At 44.5% G+C, this 18530-nt stretch carries 11 protein-coding genes and 2 pseudogenes; 2 read left to right on the plus strand and 11 right to left on the minus strand.

Annotated features, from left to right (window positions below; all coding sequences use genetic code 11):
* The 11 genes and pseudogenes from CAG58_RS11455 to nagE all read right to left on the minus strand — a co-directional run.
* Window positions 1-670 (minus strand): annotated as a pseudogene (locus tag CAG58_RS11455) (IS4-like element ISVvu2 family transposase); the annotation flags it as partial.
* 148 nt (window positions 671-818) lie between these two features.
* Window positions 819-2333 carry an amidophosphoribosyltransferase gene (gene purF / locus CAG58_RS11460; RefSeq protein WP_004395678.1) on the minus strand — a complete coding sequence of 505 codons (1515 nt, stop codon included), beginning with the start codon at window positions 2331-2333 and terminating at the stop codon, window positions 819-821.
* A 34-nt stretch (window positions 2334-2367) separates the two neighbouring features.
* Window positions 2368-2859 (minus strand): CvpA family protein, encoded by a 492-nt coding sequence (locus CAG58_RS11465; RefSeq protein WP_154168685.1) that lies wholly within the window; start codon window positions 2857-2859, stop codon window positions 2368-2370.
* A gap of 62 nt (window positions 2860-2921) precedes the next feature.
* Window positions 2922-3467 carry an SPOR domain-containing protein gene (locus CAG58_RS11470; protein WP_154168687.1) on the minus strand — a complete coding sequence of 182 codons (546 nt, stop codon included), beginning with the start codon at window positions 3465-3467 and terminating at the stop codon, window positions 2922-2924.
* Entirely contained in the window at window positions 3468-4733 is a 1266-nt protein-coding gene (gene folC, locus CAG58_RS11475; protein ID WP_161426670.1) for a bifunctional tetrahydrofolate synthase/dihydrofolate synthase, read from the minus strand.
* 44 nt (window positions 4734-4777) lie between these two features.
* The gene (accD, locus tag CAG58_RS11480; RefSeq protein WP_040904527.1) at window positions 4778-5704 is read right to left on the minus strand and encodes an acetyl-CoA carboxylase, carboxyltransferase subunit beta; all 927 of its coding nucleotides are present in this window, start codon (window positions 5702-5704) and stop codon (window positions 4778-4780) included.
* Window positions 5705-5873: 169 nt separating this feature from the next.
* Window positions 5874-6668 (minus strand): tRNA pseudouridine(38-40) synthase TruA, encoded by a 795-nt coding sequence (truA, locus tag CAG58_RS11485; RefSeq protein WP_154168693.1) that lies wholly within the window; start codon window positions 6666-6668, stop codon window positions 5874-5876.
* A 95-nt stretch (window positions 6669-6763) separates the two neighbouring features.
* Window positions 6764-7450 (minus strand): annotated as a pseudogene (locus CAG58_RS11490) (FimV/HubP family polar landmark protein); the annotation flags it as partial.
* Between the two features lie 137 nt (window positions 7451-7587).
* On the minus strand, window positions 7588-11493 hold the full coding sequence (locus CAG58_RS16830; RefSeq protein WP_202598280.1) for a FimV/HubP family polar landmark protein: 3906 nt from the start codon (window positions 11491-11493) through the stop codon (window positions 7588-7590).
* A 424-nt stretch (window positions 11494-11917) separates the two neighbouring features.
* Window positions 11918-13588 carry a glutamine--tRNA ligase gene (glnS, locus tag CAG58_RS11500; RefSeq protein ID WP_161426668.1) on the minus strand — a complete coding sequence of 557 codons (1671 nt, stop codon included), beginning with the start codon at window positions 13586-13588 and terminating at the stop codon, window positions 11918-11920.
* A 320-nt stretch (window positions 13589-13908) separates the two neighbouring features.
* Entirely contained in the window at window positions 13909-15381 is a 1473-nt protein-coding gene (gene nagE / locus CAG58_RS11505) for an N-acetylglucosamine-specific PTS transporter subunit IIBC (RefSeq protein WP_161426667.1), read from the minus strand.
* A gap of 568 nt (window positions 15382-15949) precedes the next feature.
* On the opposite strand from nagE, the gene nagA reads away from it, so the two are divergent.
* Together nagA and nagC are read left to right on the plus strand one after the other, a co-directional pair.
* Window positions 15950-17086: an N-acetylglucosamine-6-phosphate deacetylase gene (gene nagA, locus CAG58_RS11510; RefSeq protein WP_161426666.1), complete on the plus strand. Its 1137-nt coding sequence runs from the start codon at window positions 15950-15952 to the stop codon at window positions 17084-17086.
* A 2-nt stretch (window positions 17087-17088) separates the two neighbouring features.
* A complete protein-coding gene (gene nagC / locus CAG58_RS11515; RefSeq protein WP_154168703.1) occupies window positions 17089-18303 on the plus strand; it encodes a DNA-binding transcriptional regulator NagC in 1215 nt (404 codons plus the stop codon).
* Window positions 18304-18530 lie beyond the last annotated feature (227 nt).

Genomic DNA, 18530 nt, shown 5'->3' on the forward strand with positions numbered 1-18530 from the left:
TATTTGCCCAGCGATGAAGAAGACTAAGAGAGTAAAACCCTCTGTCGAACATTGTGAGACTGTAGTCTGGTGTTGTTTCAATCAACTGTTCCGCCAATATCATCTCATTGGTTTTGTAACTCGCGAAAGCACTGGCGACCAGCATGTGACTGGTCAACTCCATCTGGCAAACCATACGCACCTGAGGAAAGCTACCTTCACCATTCTGATTTGATGCAGATTGAAACGCATCACGGTTTTCCTTGGTGTCTGGCGTTCGCCATACCACACCATCGACAGCGAGGAGTTTTAATCCACACCAAGTCGGATGGTCAGCTGTTTTATTCCATAAGCTCTGGCTTTGATGGAATACTTCTTTCATTGCATCAGCCCCGAGCCGTTGTCTCGCTTGAACGATAGCGCTAGGGGCAACCAGACTTCGTTTCCCGGGCAACATTAATTGTGCTTTGGAGACAATTGACCACAAAGGCTCTTGTCGGTAAAGCGACATAGCAACGACCGCCCAAACGGCCATGTCGAGAGGGATACGACGTTTACGAATAGTGGCCACACCGGAAGCTTCTAAGCATTGGTTGATGAAATCAGGACAAAGAATGTCACTGAGTTTTCCAAGTTGTTCAGTATTGGGGGCGTAACGCTTGGCGAGTGTTAGGGCTGTAGTTAATTGCAAAATAAAAGGCTGAAAGTTTTAGGAACTTAGAGCCTTTATAAGCCATCTGTAGGATCGTTCAACCGATCATTTATCTCTTAACTGATCGGCATTACTCAATTTAGGCGCTCTTTTTTATCCATTCGGTAAACTCATCAAATAAAAGCAGTTAAGCGCCTTCGTTATGCAGCTCTAAGTTCGCTAAATCTTGTTGAATTTCCGCTAGCGTTTTCGCATCATCTCCGCGCATCGATTCGAGAAAATCAAGGTACTGCTGATCAATATCACCCGTCACATATTCACCGTTAAAGACTGACGTTTCAAACTTAGCAATATCAGGATTACCGAGACGCACCGCTTCAATCAAATCGGGTAGTGTTTGGAAAATTAAACCGTCAGCACCAATTTGTTTACAGATAGCTTCGTTATCGCGACCATGGGCAATCAGCTCATTGGCACTTGGCATATCAATTCCGTAAACATTAGGGAAACGGATTTCTGGTGCCGCCGACACTAGGTAGACTTTCTTAGCACCAGAGTCACGGGCCATTTCAATGATTTGTTCAGAAGTCGTGCCACGAACGATCGAGTCATCGACCAGCAATACATTTTTATCTTTAAACTCGGAGCGAATCGCGTTTAACTTACGACGCACCGATTTTTTACGCTGCTGCTGGCCAGGCATAATAAAAGTTCGACCGACATAACGGTTTTTGACAAATCCTTGTCGATAAGGAATATCAATCGCTTGAGCAATTTGTAGTGCAATATCACAAGACGTTTCAGGAATAGGGATCACTACATCAATCTCCAAATCGCTAAAACTTTCTTTGATTCGCTCGCCTAATTTTTTACCCATTTCGACTCGTGCGCTGTAGACCGAAATCTTATCAATGAAAGAATCTGGACGGGCAAAGTAAACGTATTCAAAAATGCACGGATTAAGTACTGGGTTTTGAGCGCACTGCTGAGTAAAAAGTTGGCCATCAAAGGTGGCATAAATTGCTTCACCGGGAGCGATATCACGCATAAAGCTAAAACCAACGGCATCTAAGGCAACGGACTCAGAAGCAACCATATATTCTGTGCGATCAGCCACTTGACGCTTACCTAAACAAAGCGGGCGAATCCCATTCGGATCACGAAAAGCAACCATGCCATGACCAATGATCATTGCCGCGACAGCATAAGCGCCACGTATTGTACGATGTACATTGGCGACAGCTCGAAAGACTTCTTCCGGCGTCACTTCGCTTTCAACAGAGTCTATTTCATGGGCAAGGACATTCAGTAACACTTCTGAATCTGAGGTGGTGTTGATATGGCGGCGATCTTTTTCAAACAGCTTTTGGCGCACCTCTGTCGCATTGGTCAAATTACCGTTATGGGCCAGCGTGATACCAAAAGGCGAATTGACATAAAAAGGCTGCGCTTCCGATGCACTCGAACTGCCTGCTGTTGGGTAACGCACATGGCCGATCCCAACCGTTCCTTGCAAGCGTTGCATATGTTTAGCTTCAAAGACATCTTTAACTAAACCGTTCGCTTTTCTCAGACGAAAACGATTGCTTTCTATGGTACAAATACCCGCGGCATCTTGGCCACGGTGCTGTAATACCGTTAACGCGTCATAAATTGACTGGTTCACCAGCGTTGTACCCACGATTCCAACAATACCACACATGTCTTAACCCTCGACTTTCAACAATAACTGGCGCTTAGTGAGCGCCAGAAAGAAAACTGGATGTTGCTTGTAAGTGTTCGAAGAAGGGAGCAATCAGGCGACTGAATTCTGGCACCAGTTGCGACCCTTTCCACCACTCTGCGTTTGGTGATGCGGTGAACGCATCCATAAAAAATAAAGCTGCTGCGACAATCAAAACACCTCGTAATGCACCGAAAACCACACCGAGGATCCTATCGGTTCCAGATAACCCTGTCTTATCAACTAACTGTGAAATGACGTAGTTAACCATCGCTCCAACAATCAAGGTGGCTATAAATAGCACCGCAATTGCCGAGCCATTACGAAACATCTCATCTTTAATGTTACTAAAGTACACGGCTAACTTTGCGTAGTATTCTGAAGCGATATAAAACGCGGCAAACCAAATAACCAATGACAACGCTTCTTTCGCAAAGCCACGAACTAAGCTGATCAACGCAGACAGGCCGATCACACTTAAAATGACAATATCTAACCAATTCATGAGTTCTTACATTCTAAGTTGGCGCGCATTTTAACAGAAAAATGCGCAACGCAAACGTTTTCTTAAGGATTTAATGGCTTAAATTTAAGTAACTGACCTTTAGCGCCAGTTATTTTCTCTAATTCCACTAACTGATTTTCTAACTTACTTTTTGAAACATCAGGCCCAATAATGACACGCGTAAAATCGTTTTCTTGTTTTGTGTGTGCCTGATAACCACGTCGTTGTAAGTCAGCAACCACATTTTTAGCATTTTCTGCATTTCTCAGTGCCATCAATTGAATGATCCAAGCGCTATCTTGATAATCATTTTTTTCAATCACAGGACGTGTGGTCGTCGTAACGGTTTGATGACTTGCCTCTTTCGGTATTGCTGTAGGCGATTCAGTGACGGTGACTGGAGAGTCGGGCAAAGCCACCTGATCTTCTATGGGATCAAGAATCTCAAACCGTTCAATATCACTATCGAGTTCAGGCCTTAGCGGAATGCTAGCAACGTCTTCTTGATAGTGCATTTTTTTACCGTCCAAGAGATCGGGTAATACGATCACACCAATCGCAACCAAAATGATCGTACCGACTAAGCGGCTTTGAAATTTACTGGCCATTTATTCTCCTTTACCTTGCCAATGCTCAAGGACTTCACCCACGGTATGAAAGGATCCAGCAACCACGATAACATCATTGCTTTGTGCCTTGGTCAACGCAGCTTCAAAAGCTTCCACTGGCGATGAATATTGACGTTGAGTCGGGGTTAGATAATGCACTAACTCTTGTGAACTTGCGGCGCGAGGACCAGAAAGAGAAGCTGGATACCAATCCTTCACGACTGGGGTCAGTGCTTCGATAGTCGATTTAATGTCTTTGTCATGCAACATTCCGAGCACCATATGCACTTTTTGCTGTGGATAACGCTGCTCTAATTGCGAGACAAGATAGTCAGCCGAATGTGGGTTGTGTGCCACATCCAACAAAATCGTCGGTTGAGTCTGTAATACTTGCATGCGTCCGGCCAAATTGGCTTTACGTAATCCTTCGCTCACATCAATGTCACTAATATCAAGCCCAGAGCAGCCTAACGCCATCAAGGCTGTGGCGGCATTGGCAAGAGGCAATGTCGGAATCGGTAAATCACTGAGTTCAAATGATCCACTGCGCCAACGCCACGATGAACTCGATAACGTCTCATAGTGATATTGAATACCGACCTGATAGAATGTCGCACTAATATCATCAGCATGAGCCGCCACTGTTGCAGGTGGAGAAGGTTGCCCGCAAATCGCTGGTTTTCCTGAACGGAAAATACCTGCTTTTTCAAAGCCAATCACGTTGATGTCATCACCGAGCCAATCCACATGATCAATCGCTAAACTGGTGATCACCGAGACATCATGCTCGACAACATTAGTTGCATCTAATCGTCCACCTAATCCAACCTCAAGCAAAATCACCTCGACCTGCTCAGTTTGAAAAAGACGCAGCGCAGCTAAAGTGCCAAACTCAAATAAGCTCAATGTAGTATTACCACGTTGAGTTTCAATGTAAGCAAAGGCTTGGGTATGTTTTGAATCCGGAAGTTCGTGACCGTTAATCCGTACACGCTCGTTGTAACGAATAAGATGAGGGGAGCTGTACACACCAACCGAGTAGCCGGCTTGGAGAAGAATACTTTCCATCAGGGCGCATGTTGAGCCTTTACCATTCGTGCCCGCAACCGTAATGACGGTAGCAGATGGTCTGGTGAGTTGCGCTTTCTCGGCAACCGTTTGAACACGTTCTAAGCCGAGATCAATGGCCGAGGTGTGGATATGAGATAAATAATCAAGCCACACCGTAAGTGGCGATGTGGCTTGAGGAATAGAGTATTGAGTCATCTAACGTAGAACCATGGTTATGCTTGGCTTTGTTAGTGGTTACTTTACCCTTTTTTATCCGCTTCTGGTACAGAATATGTTTCTTCGTTTGGCGCTGCGTTCACAGAAACCACCAGAGGAGAAGCATGATTGGTCATTTTAGCTAACAATCCCGCCACACGTTGACGCATTTCACGACGATCGACGATCATATCTATTGCGCCATGTTCAAGCAAAAACTCACTGCGCTGAAAACCTTCAGGTAAATCTTCACGCACAGTTTGCTCGATCACGCGGCGTCCAGCAAAACCAATCAAGGCTTTCGGTTCACCAATATTAATATCGCCTAACATCGCCAAACTCGCAGATACACCACCCATCGTGGGGTCAGTCATCACCGAAATATAAGGTAAGCCTTTCTCTGTTAAACGCTGCAGCGCGGCACTGGTCTTGGCCATTTGCATCAATGACATTAAGGCCTCTTGCATACGCGCTCCGCCACTGGCAGAAAAGCAGACTAACCCGCAATTATTTTCAATCGCCGCATCGACTGCACGCACGAAACGCGCACCAACCACGGAACCCATTGATCCGCCCATAAAGGAGAATTCAAACGCACAAGCAACAACCGGAACACCGATCACCTGCCCTTTCATCACGATGAGTGCGTCTTTCTCGCCACTGCTTTTTTGCGCAGCCGCTAAACGTTCTTTGTAACGCTTAGTATCTTTAAACTTAAGCTTATCTTGTGGCTCAAGCTCTTGAGCGATTTCCTCGCGGTTATCTTCGTCTAAAAAGGTCTCTAGACGACGACGCCCTTTCATGCGCATATGATGGTTACATTTAGGGCAAACCTCTAAATTGCGTTCCAACTCAGCGTAGTACAGCACTTCTTCACAAGAGGTACATTTAGTCCATACCCCTTCAGGAATAGACGCTCTACGTGAACTGACAATGTTGCTTTTTTCTAAAATCTTTTCAAGCCAACTCATGCAAGACCTTTTTACTTTCTCATCTCCCGCGCTAGTGCGAAAGATATAAATTAGACATAAACGCGTGGGATTAAAGCATACAAAACCGCAACTGTAGACAAAAAACTGGTTGTACCTATTTCTTTGCCCAATCAATATGCATCTGTGTATTGGAAGCTATTTGCCCCAGTTAGTTCAAATTCTCTGCTAAAAATAGCGGCCCCAGTGGCGCTTTGGGTAATTCAAACTGCGCTGGATAATCGACAGCAACGAGATACAAGCCTTCAGCCTTAGCCGTTGCGGCAGCTAATTTGCGATCTTTGGCTGCCAATAACCACTCTATCCATTGTGGCTCTTGCTCTCCACGTCCGACTTCAATCAAACTACCAACAATATTACGCACCATATGATGAACAAAAGCATTCGCTTTTATATCAACGACAACATAACGCTCATGGCGAGAAACATTCAAGTGCATAATATTACGCCAAGGGCTACGAGACTGGCAATGTACCGCTCGAAAAGAAGTAAAATCATTTTCACCCAATAAATATTGACCTGCCAGCTGCATTCTCTGAACGTCTAATTCTGGATGATAATGACTGACCCCCGAAGATAGGATCCCTGGGCGATAAGCATGATTATAGATAACGTATCGATAACGACGCGCCGTCGCACTAAAACGAGCATGAAAATCGTCGGGAACCACTTTCGCCCATCGAACAGCGATATCCTTCGGTAAGTTAGCGTTAGCGCCCATCGTCCATGCAGCCATGTTACGTTCAGCTGTGGTATCAAAGTGGACAACCTGCCCTGTACCATGCACTCCTGCATCGGTACGTCCAGCACATTGAACCTCTACCGGATGATTCGCGATAATCGACAGGGCTTTTTCAAGCTTTTCCTGTACGCTAATGACGTCTCGTTGCCGTTGCCAGCCAAAGTAATGGGTACCATCGTACTCAATACCCAGAGCAATTCTCATGTTCTGTTTCTCATTGAAAATGGGGCGGGCAGTATATACTGATCGCCAAACAACGTGAAGACACCTACGCCGCGAAAGTCATCCATCTTTACAGGCTATTGCCGACCATTGATCCTATCAATAAGGTATTTTGCCTGACGACGAATTTCATCATCACCATCAACGATCGCTTCTTCCAGTAACTTGATTGCGCCTTTACTATCATTCATTTCCAAGTAAATTTTCGCTAGATCAAGCTTACCGGCCGCTTCGGCATTATTGTCAACATCAAAATCAGTGATATCTCCAAGTACATCAGGAAATTCATCTAAACCGACATCCAGCTTAAGGGCTTCATCATCAGGATTTATCGAACCTTCATCCCTTTCAACTTGCGCCATCAACTCATCAACGGTCATGAACTCGCGCTTTTCCGGTGAAAAATCAACTACATCTTCCTGATTTTCCCAATTTTCCACTTCAACTTCAGGTTGCTGATTTTGTATTTCCTCTTGCCAGATAGCTTGATCTTCTTCCGGTATCTCATCAGGGATAACGGCTTTTTGATCCTCGGTTAAACTAAAACCATTCCAGTCTTCTCCACCCATTTGTAACATGGCATCAATATCCATGCCTGCACTGTCAATGGTTTTAGCATCTAACGGCGAATTAAACAGATCCATTGGACGAGCCATTGGATCATTTAATAAATCCGTAAATTGTTGCTCATTGTACGCTTTACTGGATAACGTAGCGAAATCAATCGGCTCATCATTTTTATCCTCTGGCTCTGGCTCTGGCTCTGGCTCTGGCTCTGGCTCTGGCTCTGGCTCTGGCTCTGGCTCTGGCTCTGCCTCTAGCCGTTGGTGTGGCTCATTCACCAGCTGTACACTATAGCTTATGCAAATCTCCGGGCCCACGAATCAGAGGAGGATCATATCTATCGTATGATGTTTGCAGAAAAATCAGGNGGCTCTGGCTCTGGCTCTGGCTCTGGCTCTGGCTCTGGCTCTGGCTCTGGCTCTGGCTCTGGCTCTGGCTCTGGCTCTGGCTCTGGCTCTGGCTCTGGCTCTGGCTCTGGCTCTGGCTCTGGCTCTGGCTCTGGCTCTGGCTCTGGCTCTGGCTCTGCAGGGATTGAAGAGGTGTCTTGCTGATCCGTCAAGTCTGAATGTTCAGCAACCTGATGTGGTGTCTGTAACTCCTCTTGTTGATCAAAGTTAGCCATGATGTCATCAAGTTCAGCAGCATCTTCATCACCATCAAAAATAACCTCTGATTCGGTTTCAAATTCCGTATCGGCTAAGGCGTCTTGCTCGGTATATTCAGCAAGCTCACTCTCATCAAAACTTAATGGACCGTCTTCCTGCTCTGAAGATGGCTCAAGGGCTGAGTCATCAGGTTGGCTATTATCGGGCTCGACAATAGTGTCATCGACATCATTGACTATCGATTCTAAAGAAACATCACTGGATGGATCTTTACTGTCCGGCTGAGCAAACTCAGGCGGTTCGACGGATTCAGTTAATACTTCATCAACGTGGTCACTTTCTACCGCCACATCCGCATCTAACGATGATGCTTGCTCTTGTTGCATGTCAGGTTGCTGTTCAAGCGTTTCTGGTTCAGCTAACTGATTTTCGAGACTGCTTTCAGGCTCTGGTTCAGAGTCTAAATCATCACTCTCAGACTCCTCTTCATCGAGGGATAATAACTCTTCTTCGCTTGGCGTGGTCGGCTCTACTTGAACAGCCTCGTTACTCTCATCAGCACCTTGGCTATCAGTATCAACCGTCGAGGGATCTGTCATCGAGTCCGCATCGACTACCTCGACATCATCGTCTAAATCCGCCAAAGCGTCTTGTTCGGTATACTCGGCAAGCTCACTTTCATCAATATTTAATGGACCATCTTCCGACGGTTCAGCATGCTGACCATTCTCATCTATCGATTCAGGGGCTTGATCCTCAATGGTCTCTAGAGCGGCATCAAAGGCGATATCCTCACTATCAGAAGCAGACTGCTGGGATTCAAGCTGCTCAATATCACTAACCCGATCATCGCCATCAACACTTGCTAACATCGAATCCAAATCAAATGACGGCGCTTGATCTTCTGGTATCTCTGGTTGCTCTGCCACTTGATTAACAAGGCTGCTTTCAGGCTCTGGATCTGAGTCATCATTCTCTAACTCATCGCTATCAACGGATAATGACTCTTCTTCACTTGGCACGTGCTGTTCCGCTTGAACAGCATCATTCTCATCGGCGTCTTCAGTATCAGTAGTAACGCTCGATGGCTCTGTCACCGAGTCAGTATCGAGGTGCTCAATATCATCGTCTAAATCCGCCAAGGCGTCTTGCTCGGTATATTCAGCAAGCTCACTCTCATCAATGCTTAGCGGCCCTTCTGTTTCTGGTAAAACTGGCGCATCAGGCTCTTCATCGATAAAATGATCAACATCGCTAATCTCGGTTTGCTCGATTAACGGCTCATCTTCTTCTGACTCAGTAGAGTCACTTTGCGCAGCTTGTGGCTCACCATCGGTCGCAAGAGAGGCTTGATCTTCACTTTCAAAGCTCGATTCAACGTCCGTGCTCTCCTCTTCTTCAACCTCTAGTCTTTCTTCAGGTGTATCGGTTTTGGTAGAAGGTTCGTTGACTTCACCATCAAGCGCAGAGACCTCTTGTTTGGCCTCATCGATACTCGGCGATGGTGCATCTAAAGCTTCAATCGGTTCGGGATCTTCATCATCAACCAACCAATCTTCATCTTGTGGAACACCAAATTCATTCGCTACCGGTTCTGGAGCACTCGTGCTAGCCGCTTCGCCCCCTTCAATCTGAGGATCAAAATCAAATTCCTCCTCATCAACTGGCTGGTTAAGCGTTGATTCATCCTTATCCTCAAGATGAATATCATCCAGTAACGGATCTTGTGCTGGAGCATTACTGATCAGATCATCGATAAAGTTATTGCTATCGAACTCACTATCTTCAACTTCCGCCTGCTGCTCAATTTCGAGTAGTTCATCGAGAAACTCGGTTCCATCATCCAATGATACATTGATCGCTTCTTGTGGATCAGATTCGACGGACTCATTGCTCTCTACTTTTGGCTCTTGCTCATCAATCCATTCATCTAATAATGTCGGGCTGTCGTGATCAAATGACAGCGCTTCATCAACGTCAGATTCATCGAGTAGTTCATCAAGTAATTTATCAACAGCGGTATCTAAATCTTGTTCTGATAACTCCTCACTCACCAATAATTCATCGAGTAATTCGGTACTGTCATCGTCCAACGAAAGATCCAGATCGCCCCCAACCAAACCATCTAATAAGTCGTCCAATACTTCATCAGCTTGATCTGACTCTGTCGTTTGTGATTGAATGCTGTCTAAAAGCGAGTCCAACTCTTCATCTGAGGTAAGCTCAGGCTCACTATCAATACTGTCTGCTTTAAGCTCATCAAGTTGACTATCTAAATCAAGCTCCGCATCATCGACCTCAGCTTCCATGAGTAACTCATCAAGTAACGCTTGATCAACTTCATTGCCTGATAAAAGCTCATCCTCATCACCAGCTAATAAAGCATCCATTGCGTCTTGAGACAGTGGGTCTTCTTCTGCGAGATCAAAATCTTCTTCATCAAGTTCATCACTTGATGGCTGATTTTCCGCTAAGTCGGCAAAATTGGTATCCAAATCACCATCGTCATCAATACCAGCGAAAGGATCGTCATCTTCGTCAAGATTTAAATCTATATCACCTTCATCAAGAGAAGCAAAGACATCCTCTTCTTCAGCCATATCATCGCCGTACAATATTTCGCTACTGTCAGATTCACCGAAGAGATCATCATCAAGTAAAAGATCATCGTCCCCTAGCTCTTCCCCCTCTTCGGGTAAGACTGGAGCAACCGGTGGCGGAGCGACTTTCTCTTCTGTTGATGATTGAACCGGCTCTGGCTGATCGGCTTTCGAGCGGCGGCTCAATAAGAGCATGACTATACCCGCAATCAGTAAACCGGGTATCAGTGCTAATAGCGCGACAAACCAAGTACTGGATAATAATTGCTCCCACGTAGAAGGGCCTTGCTGAACTTGTTGATTATTGCGTCGGTCTTCATTTAATAAGCGTTCAACTTCAACGCGGATTCGATTGTCATCACCCAGTTCATGTTTTAACTCACTCACCTCAGATTGCATTTTTGCCAATAGAAGTCGTAACTGATGATTTTTTTCTTCTAAAGCGAGGAGTTCGGCTTGCGCAACGTCAGTGAGTGGCGCGGGTGCAGGGATTGGCTCAGGAGCAACACTTGGCGCCGGTGGTTCAACCACTGGTGATGCTTCAGTAACGGGTGGTGCGACCGGAGGACGTGCAGGCGTTGGGACAGCCGCGACCGTTGGTTCTGGTGACCCCGTTAAACGCGCTTGATGAGCCGTCATAATCGTGATCGCTTCTTGCGTTGACGCACGATTAATCTGTTCTATCGATGGTATCCGCAGAGTGCTTCCGGGCAATAAACTATGAATATTTTGATTTTCAAACGCTTGAGGGTTTAAACGATAAATAGCTAACAACGTTTGCTGAACTGAAACATTCGCTGATGGCCTTAATTGCGTTGCAATAGACCACAATGTGTCTTGAGGCGATGTGGGGCCGAAAAAGCGTGAAGGCTCAGAATTGTTGGTGGTATTTTGTCCCATATCACGACTAAAACGCGGAGCAGATTGCACTTCACCGTTTGGGCCGATGAGACGAATGACTTCTGCACTAACGATAGAAGTCTGAGTCACGGCGGCGATCGTTAATGGCAACAGCCATCGCTTAAAAAATTGACGCATAAAAGGCTCAGCTCTGTGCTTTAAAAATGAATATAACCTAAACAACTTAACAATGCAGGTAGACGGCAAGTGCGTGAATCTCCGTGAACATAAACAAACCAAACTAATGCAGCCTAACAACGCTACAACGTTAAGTAAGATGGGAATACAACGATCTGTTAAATATATCGGATTACCCCAGTAAAACTATAGGGACTAATACAAAAAATGTGCCTTACCTACAATAATCGCAGGAATCTCACACAAATATCTGGCAGACCCGCCCTTTTTCCTACCTTGCCCCTGATTCTAAGCTACTTGAAGATTCCGATAGGAGCAAGTAGACATCCCCCGCGAAGCATCACATGGCAACAAAACCAATAAAAAAGCCAACCTAAAAGTCGGTTGGCTTGATGTAAATCACCGTAGATAGACGTAAAACTGCTTACTCTTGGTCTATTTTTGCCCAAGTATCACGCAAACCAACCGTACGGTTAAAAACTAGCGAATCAGGTCGAGAATCTTTGATATCTGCGCAGAAATAACCCATACGTTCAAACTGATAACCAAATTCAGGCTGAGCATTCTTCAGGCTTGGTTCGACAAAACCATGCATGGTGATCAATGAATCAGGGTTAATTGTTGCCGCAAAGTTATCTGCCGCGGCAGGATTTGCCACCGTAAATAAGCGATCGTATAAACGGAATTGAGCAGGCAAGGCTTTATCTGCTGAAACCCAATGAATTACCCCTTTGACTTTACGTCCATCGGCTGGGTTTTTACCCAGCGTTTCTGGATCATAAGTGCAGTAAATCGTCGTGATGTTACCTTGTTGATCTTTCTCAATACGCTCAGCTTTAATAATATAAGCACCACGTAGACGTACTTCTTTACCTAAGACCAAACGCTTATATTTTTTGTTGCCTTCTTCACGAAAATCTTCACGTTCAATCCAAATTTCACGCGTGAAAGGCACTTCTCGCTCGCCCATCTCCGGTTTATTAGGATGATTAGCGACCGTAAGCGGCTCAACACTATTCTCAGCAAAGTTTTCAATAATGATTTTCACTGGATCAAGCACAGCCATAGCACGAGGTGCATTCTCATTGAGATCGTCACGGATACAAGACTCAAGAGAACTAAATTCAATCATATTGTCTTGTTTAGTCACACCGATGCGCTTACAGAACTCACGAATAGAAGCAGGAGTAAAACCACGACGTCGTAAGCCAGAAATGGTCGGCATGCGTGGGTCATCCCACCCTTCGACCAGTTTTTCAACTACCAGCTGATTGAGCTTACGTTTTGACATCACCGTGTATTCTAGATTTAAGCGGCTAAATTCATACTGTCTTGGATGACAATCGATGGTGATGTTGTCTAATACCCAGTCGTACAAACGGCGGTTGTCTTGAAATTCCAGAGTACACAATGAGTGAGTAATGCCTTCGAGTGCATCAGAGATACAGTGCGTAAAATCATACATCGGATAAATGCACCATTTATCGCCGGTTTGGTGATGCTCTGCAAAACGCACGCGGTATAACACCGGATCACGCATCACCATAAATGAAGACGCCATATCAATTTTTGCACGAAGACAAGCTTGGCCCTCTGCAAACTCACCAGCACGCATTTTTTCAAATAAAGCCAGGTTTTCTTCAATCGGACGATCACGATATGGGCTATTTTTACCCGCTTGAGTTAATGTTCCACGGTATTCACGAATCTGCTCAGGAGTCAGCTCTTCAACATAGGCCAACCCTTTATTGATCAGTTCTACTGCATACAAATACAGTTGGTCGAAGTAATCGGATGAATAACGAACATTACCAGACCACTCAAAGCCCAACCAATTAACGTCTTTCTTAATTGATTCAACGTATTCAAGATCTTCTTTTTCTGGGTTGGTGTCATCAAAACGCAGATTACACTGGCCTTGATAGTCTTGAGCAATACCAAAATTCAGACAAATCGACTTCGCATGCCCAATGTGTAGATAACCGTTCGGTTCTGGCGGAAAACGAGTCTGTACGCTAGTGTGTTTACCATCCGCTAAATCTTTATCAATAATTTGGCGAATGAAATTCGATGGACGAGCCTCAGCTTCACTCATCTATAGCACCTCAAAATTTAGTAGTATTGTCAGAAATGATTTTCTACGTTATGAGCTGGCGATCTCCAACTCAACATAGGTATTACCACCAATCATCCACAATTCCGCCCTATTTCACAATAAAAACTGCGGTTTTCAGACGAATATTTACCAGAACTGGCGGTATAAGTGACCTAATCTATCGTTTTATACCCTAACGATGTCAATCAGGATCTTTTCGCAAGCAAAACAAAAGCCTTCACTAATGTGAAGGCTTCAGAATAATCACCAGTCATCAAGGCCGCTCACCGTAGTGTTCAGCTCGCTCTGCGATTGAGAGATTATTGTTGTGATTTGGAATCTATCGATTTCATTTCACCAGCAATGATTTCCGCTAAAGGACCAAGAATCACTTGTAAATTATTGGTACCTAATTTAACCACGCCCATTGCACCTAGTGCTTTTAACTGTTTCTCATCGATGATTGACATATCTTTTACGGTTAAACGTAAACGAGTAATACAAGCATCAATATTCGATAAGTTTTCATGGCCACCAAGCACTTCTAAGTACTGTTTTGCTAATTCAGAAGACTCTTGTGAACCTTTAACCGAGCTCACCGCTTCGTCATCATCTTCACGACCTGGAGTTTTTAAACCAAACTTCAAAATTACGGTACGGAAAACCACATAGTAGATAACAAAGAATACTAAACCTTGAACTATCAGCATGTACCACTGTACGGCTAGCGGGTTACGTGAAGATAATACCATATCGACCAAACCAGCGGAGAAACCAAAGCCAGCGATCCACTGCATTGAAGCAGCAATAAATACCGACAAACCAGTGAGTACCGCGTGCAGGAGATACAGTAGAGGAGCAAGGAACATGAACGAGAACTCTAGCGGCTCTGTCACCCCAGTAAAGAAGGAAGCAAAACCTGCCGCAATCATAATCCCTGCTACTTTTTCTTTATTCTTAGCCGTAGAAGTATGATAAATAGCCAGCGCTGCACCGGGTAAACCGAACATCATGATCGGGAAGAAACCCGCTTGATACATCCCTGTCACTCCAGGAATAGCCACGCCTTCAGCAATCGATTTTGCACCACCAAGGAAGTTCGGAATATCATTAATACCTGCAACATCAAACCAAAACACAGAGTTAAGAGCATGGTGTAAACCCACAGGGATCAATAGACGGTTGAAGAATGCGTAGATACCCGCACCCGTCGCACCTAAACCTTGGATAGATTCGCCAAAAGAAACCAAACCACCATAAACGGCAGGCCAAACGTACATTAGTACGAAGGCGATAAGAATACCGGCAAATGAGGTTAAAATGGGTACTAAACGCTTACCAGAGAAAAAGGCGAGCGCTTTATGTAACTCAACCGTTGAATAGCGATTATAAATTTCTGCCGAAATAATCCCGACCAGAATGCCGACAAATTGGTTATTAATTTTTCCAAAAGCTGCAGGAACAACGGCTAAATCAATACCTTGAATCTGTGCTACCGATCCAGGCGACAACAGGGTTGTCACGACCAAAAAGCCAACGAAGCCCGCCAAGGCTGCAGAGCCATCTTTATCTTTTGACATCCCGAATGCGACACCAATTGCAAACAGTACTGACATATTGTCAATAATCGCTGCACCCGCTTTAATTAGGAATGCCGCTAAGGCGGAGTTTGCACCCCAACCCGTTGGGTCAATCCAGTAGCCAACCCCCATCAAAATGGCTGCCGCAGGTAATGTCGCGACAGGCACCATCAGGGCCTTACCTACTTTTTGAAAATATCCAAGAATATTCACCTTAAGTTCCCCCTATAGGATTTTTGTATATGTTGAGCTACTTATTTTGATCGCCCAATTTAGTCACTGTCAGTTTATGCCATTAATTTTGCTCCGCAAATTAAAACCTTATCAATTGTGATCATAATCACCAGAAAGCAGCGAAATTGAGCAATTTTGCTAGCAGGATCATAAAACTTATTTTACCATATAAAAAAACAAACCTTTGCCGCTATCCTTAACCAAGAAGATAGCTTATAAAGCACCAGTCAAAGATAGATTATTGACTAAATCGATAACCTATTCAGCGATGATTTCTTTATATAACAAGGTGTTCAAAAACTTATTTTTGCTTACGATTTTGGTAAGCACACGATTGATAGATATTTCGCGAACTAATTGAAGTTGAGATGCCCGACTTACTGGGAGAAAAAGTAGGCCATACCACTATATTTACTTATCGGCTGGCCTCGATAACCTCCTGCTAAATCACCATGGCTCTCATCGTTTTGAGTAACAGTACGCAGACTTCAAGTCGCAAGGATATCAACACAATGAAGCTCCCCCGATAGATAAGGATTAACTGATTATGTATGCGCTCACAAACTGCAAAATCTACACTGGTAGTGATAAGTTAACTGATCATGCCGTTATCGTAGATAACGACCTCATTCAAGCTATCTGTCCGATAAATCAACTTCCATCGGCGATCAATCATGTTGATCTCAATGGTGCCAATCTCTGTCCTGGATTTATTGATTTGCAACTCAATGGCTGTGGTGGCTTGATGTTTAATGATCAAATCTCAGCAGATACTATCCAAGTGATGCATCAGGCGAACTTAAAATCCGGTTGTACTAGTTTTCTCCCGACATTGATTACTTCGTCAGATAACGATATTCAACAAGCCATCAGCGCACAACGTGAGTACCAAAAAAAATACCCACATCAATCTCTCGGTCTGCATTTAGAAGGGCCTTACTTGAATGTAATGAAAAAAGGCATTCATAGTGTTGATTTCATTCGTCAGTCAGATCAAGCGATGATTGACTTCATTTGTCAAAATAACGATGTCGTAACTAAAGTCACCTTAGCACCAGAAAATAATGACTTACGACATATTGAGCAACTCGTTGACGCGGGCATTATTGTTTCTATCGGCCACAGCAATGCCACTTATGCAGAAGCTCGTAAAAGCTTTGCTGCAGGAATCTCTTTCGCAACCCATCTTTTCAATGCAATGACACCGATGGCTGGTCGTGAACCCGGCGTTGTTGGTGCCATTTATGACACACCCGAAGTCTATACGGGAGTCATCGCTGATGGTTTTCATGTTGATTACGCTAACATCCGTATTGCTCACAAAATAAAAGGCGATAAGCTCGTATTAGTGACCGATGCCACAGCTCCTGCAGGCGCTGAAATGGATTACTTTATTTTTGTCGGTAAGAAAGTATATTACCGAGACGGCAAGTGTGTTGATGAACACGGTACACTTGGCGGCTCAGCCTTAACGATGATTGAAGCAGTCCAAAATACGGTTGAGCATGTCGGAATCGCTTTAGATGAAGCATTGCGAATGGCCAGCTTATACCCAGCGAAAGCCATCGGTGTTGATAAGACGTTAGGTCGCATTAAACCAGGCTATATTGCTAACCTGACCATTTTTGACCGCGACTTCAATGTAAAAGCGACAGTAGTGAATGGACAATACGAGCAAAAGTAATCATGAATGGCGGACAAATAGGTAATGTAGATCTCGTTAAGCAGCTCAATAGCGCAGCTGTTTATCGCTTAATCGACCAACAGGGGCCAATTTCGCGCATCCAAGTTGCCGATGTCAGTCAACTTGCACCAGCAAGTGTGACAAAAATAACCCGCCAACTCCTAGAAAGAGGGTTGATTAAAGAAGTCGCACAGCAAGCCTCGACCGGTGGACGACGTGCGATCTCTTTAACTACGGAAGTCGAACCATTTCATTCTATCGCCGTCAGATTAGGTCGCGATTATATTCAGTTGGGCCTGTATAATTTGGGAGGCCAAGAACTGGCTTGCTCTTCCTATGAGTTTCATTACGCTCATCAACCTCAGCTAATCGAAGGGTTAATTCATCATTTAAAAGCCTTTCTTGCTCAACAACAAAGTAATATTAAACAATTAATTGCGATTGGTATTGCCTTACCCGGTCTCGTTAACCCTGAGCTTGGGGTTGTTGAATATATGCCCAATATTGAAATTGATGCGCTTGGGCTTGGCGATATTATTCGAGACCACTTTCATGTCGAGTGTTTTGTCGGTAATGATGTGCGTGGCATGGCGCTGGCAGAACACTACTTTGGCGCGAGCCAAGACTGCCAAGATTCTATTTTAGTCAGCGTGCATCGTGGAACAGGAGCTGGAATCATTGTCAATGGACACGTTTTTCTAGGAACTAACCGCAACGTTGGCGAAATCGGTCATATTCAAATCGATCCTCTTGGTGAGCAGTGTCAATGTGGAAATTTCGGTTGCTTAGAAACCGTCGCCAGCAATCCAGCCATCGTCGCTCGTGTCAAGAAACGGCTTGCTCAAGGTTACAAATCAAGTTTGTCTGATCTGCCTAAAGTAACCATTGACGATATCTGTCAACACGCTTTGCAAGATGATGAGCTAGCGAAGCAAGCCCTAGTGCAAGTCGGTAATCAACTTGGTAAAGCAATAGCCATGACGATTAACTTATTTAACCCTCAGAAAGTCATCATCGCGGGTGATATTACTGCGGCGCAAGAGGTTATTTTTCCGGCTATTCTACGCAATGTTGAAAATCAGTCGTTACAGGCTTTTCATCGTCAGTTACCTATTGTGGCATCAACGATCGACAAGCGACCCACGATTGGGGCTTTTGCTATGATTAAACGAGCCATGCTTAATGGCGTTTTGCTCCAGAAATTGCTCGAAGACTAAGGTCTATTGAGCCTCGTTGTTGTGCTCAACTCGCCACATTAATCCAGTCAGATCAGCGATTCCCTTTCTCTCCCCATGAACGTTGCCATTAACACGATTGGGGATATCGCCTTTCTAGTTATCCTTTCTCACATCTTAATTGCTGATTTATTAGACGCGGATTAGAACTCATTCACTGAAAAGCAATTTAAATTAGATAAAATTCACTATAACAAGCAATGATTAAT

Source organism: Vibrio sp. V31_P5A7T61 (genome assembly GCF_009904895.1).
Classification (GTDB): Bacteria; Pseudomonadota; Gammaproteobacteria; order Enterobacterales; family Vibrionaceae; genus Vibrio; species Vibrio metschnikovii.

Coding starts and splice junctions, on each gene's coding strand:
- nagA (WP_161426666.1), top strand. CDS start 15,950: ATGTATGCGCTCACAAACTGCAAAATCTACACTGGTAGTGATAAGTTA.
- accD (WP_040904527.1), bottom strand. CDS start 5,704: ATGAGTTGGCTTGAAAAGATTTTAGAAAAAAGCAACATTGTCAGTTCA.
- truA (WP_154168693.1), bottom strand. CDS start 6,668: ATGAGAATTGCTCTGGGTATTGAGTACGATGGTACCCATTACTTTGGC.
- CAG58_RS11470 (WP_154168687.1), bottom strand. CDS start 3,467: ATGGCCAGTAAATTTCAAAGCCGCTTAGTCGGTACGATCATTTTGGTT.
- CAG58_RS11465 (WP_154168685.1), bottom strand. CDS start 2,859: ATGAATTGGTTAGATATTGTCATTTTAAGTGTGATCGGCCTGTCTGCG.
- folC (WP_161426670.1), bottom strand. CDS start 4,733: ATGACTCAATACTCTATTCCTCAAGCCACATCGCCACTTACGGTGTGG.
- purF (WP_004395678.1), bottom strand. CDS start 2,333: ATGTGTGGTATTGTTGGAATCGTGGGTACAACGCTGGTGAACCAGTCA.
- nagC (WP_154168703.1), top strand. CDS start 17,089: ATGAATGGCGGACAAATAGGTAATGTAGATCTCGTTAAGCAGCTCAAT.
- glnS (WP_161426668.1), bottom strand. CDS start 13,588: ATGAGTGAAGCTGAGGCTCGTCCATCGAATTTCATTCGCCAAATTATT.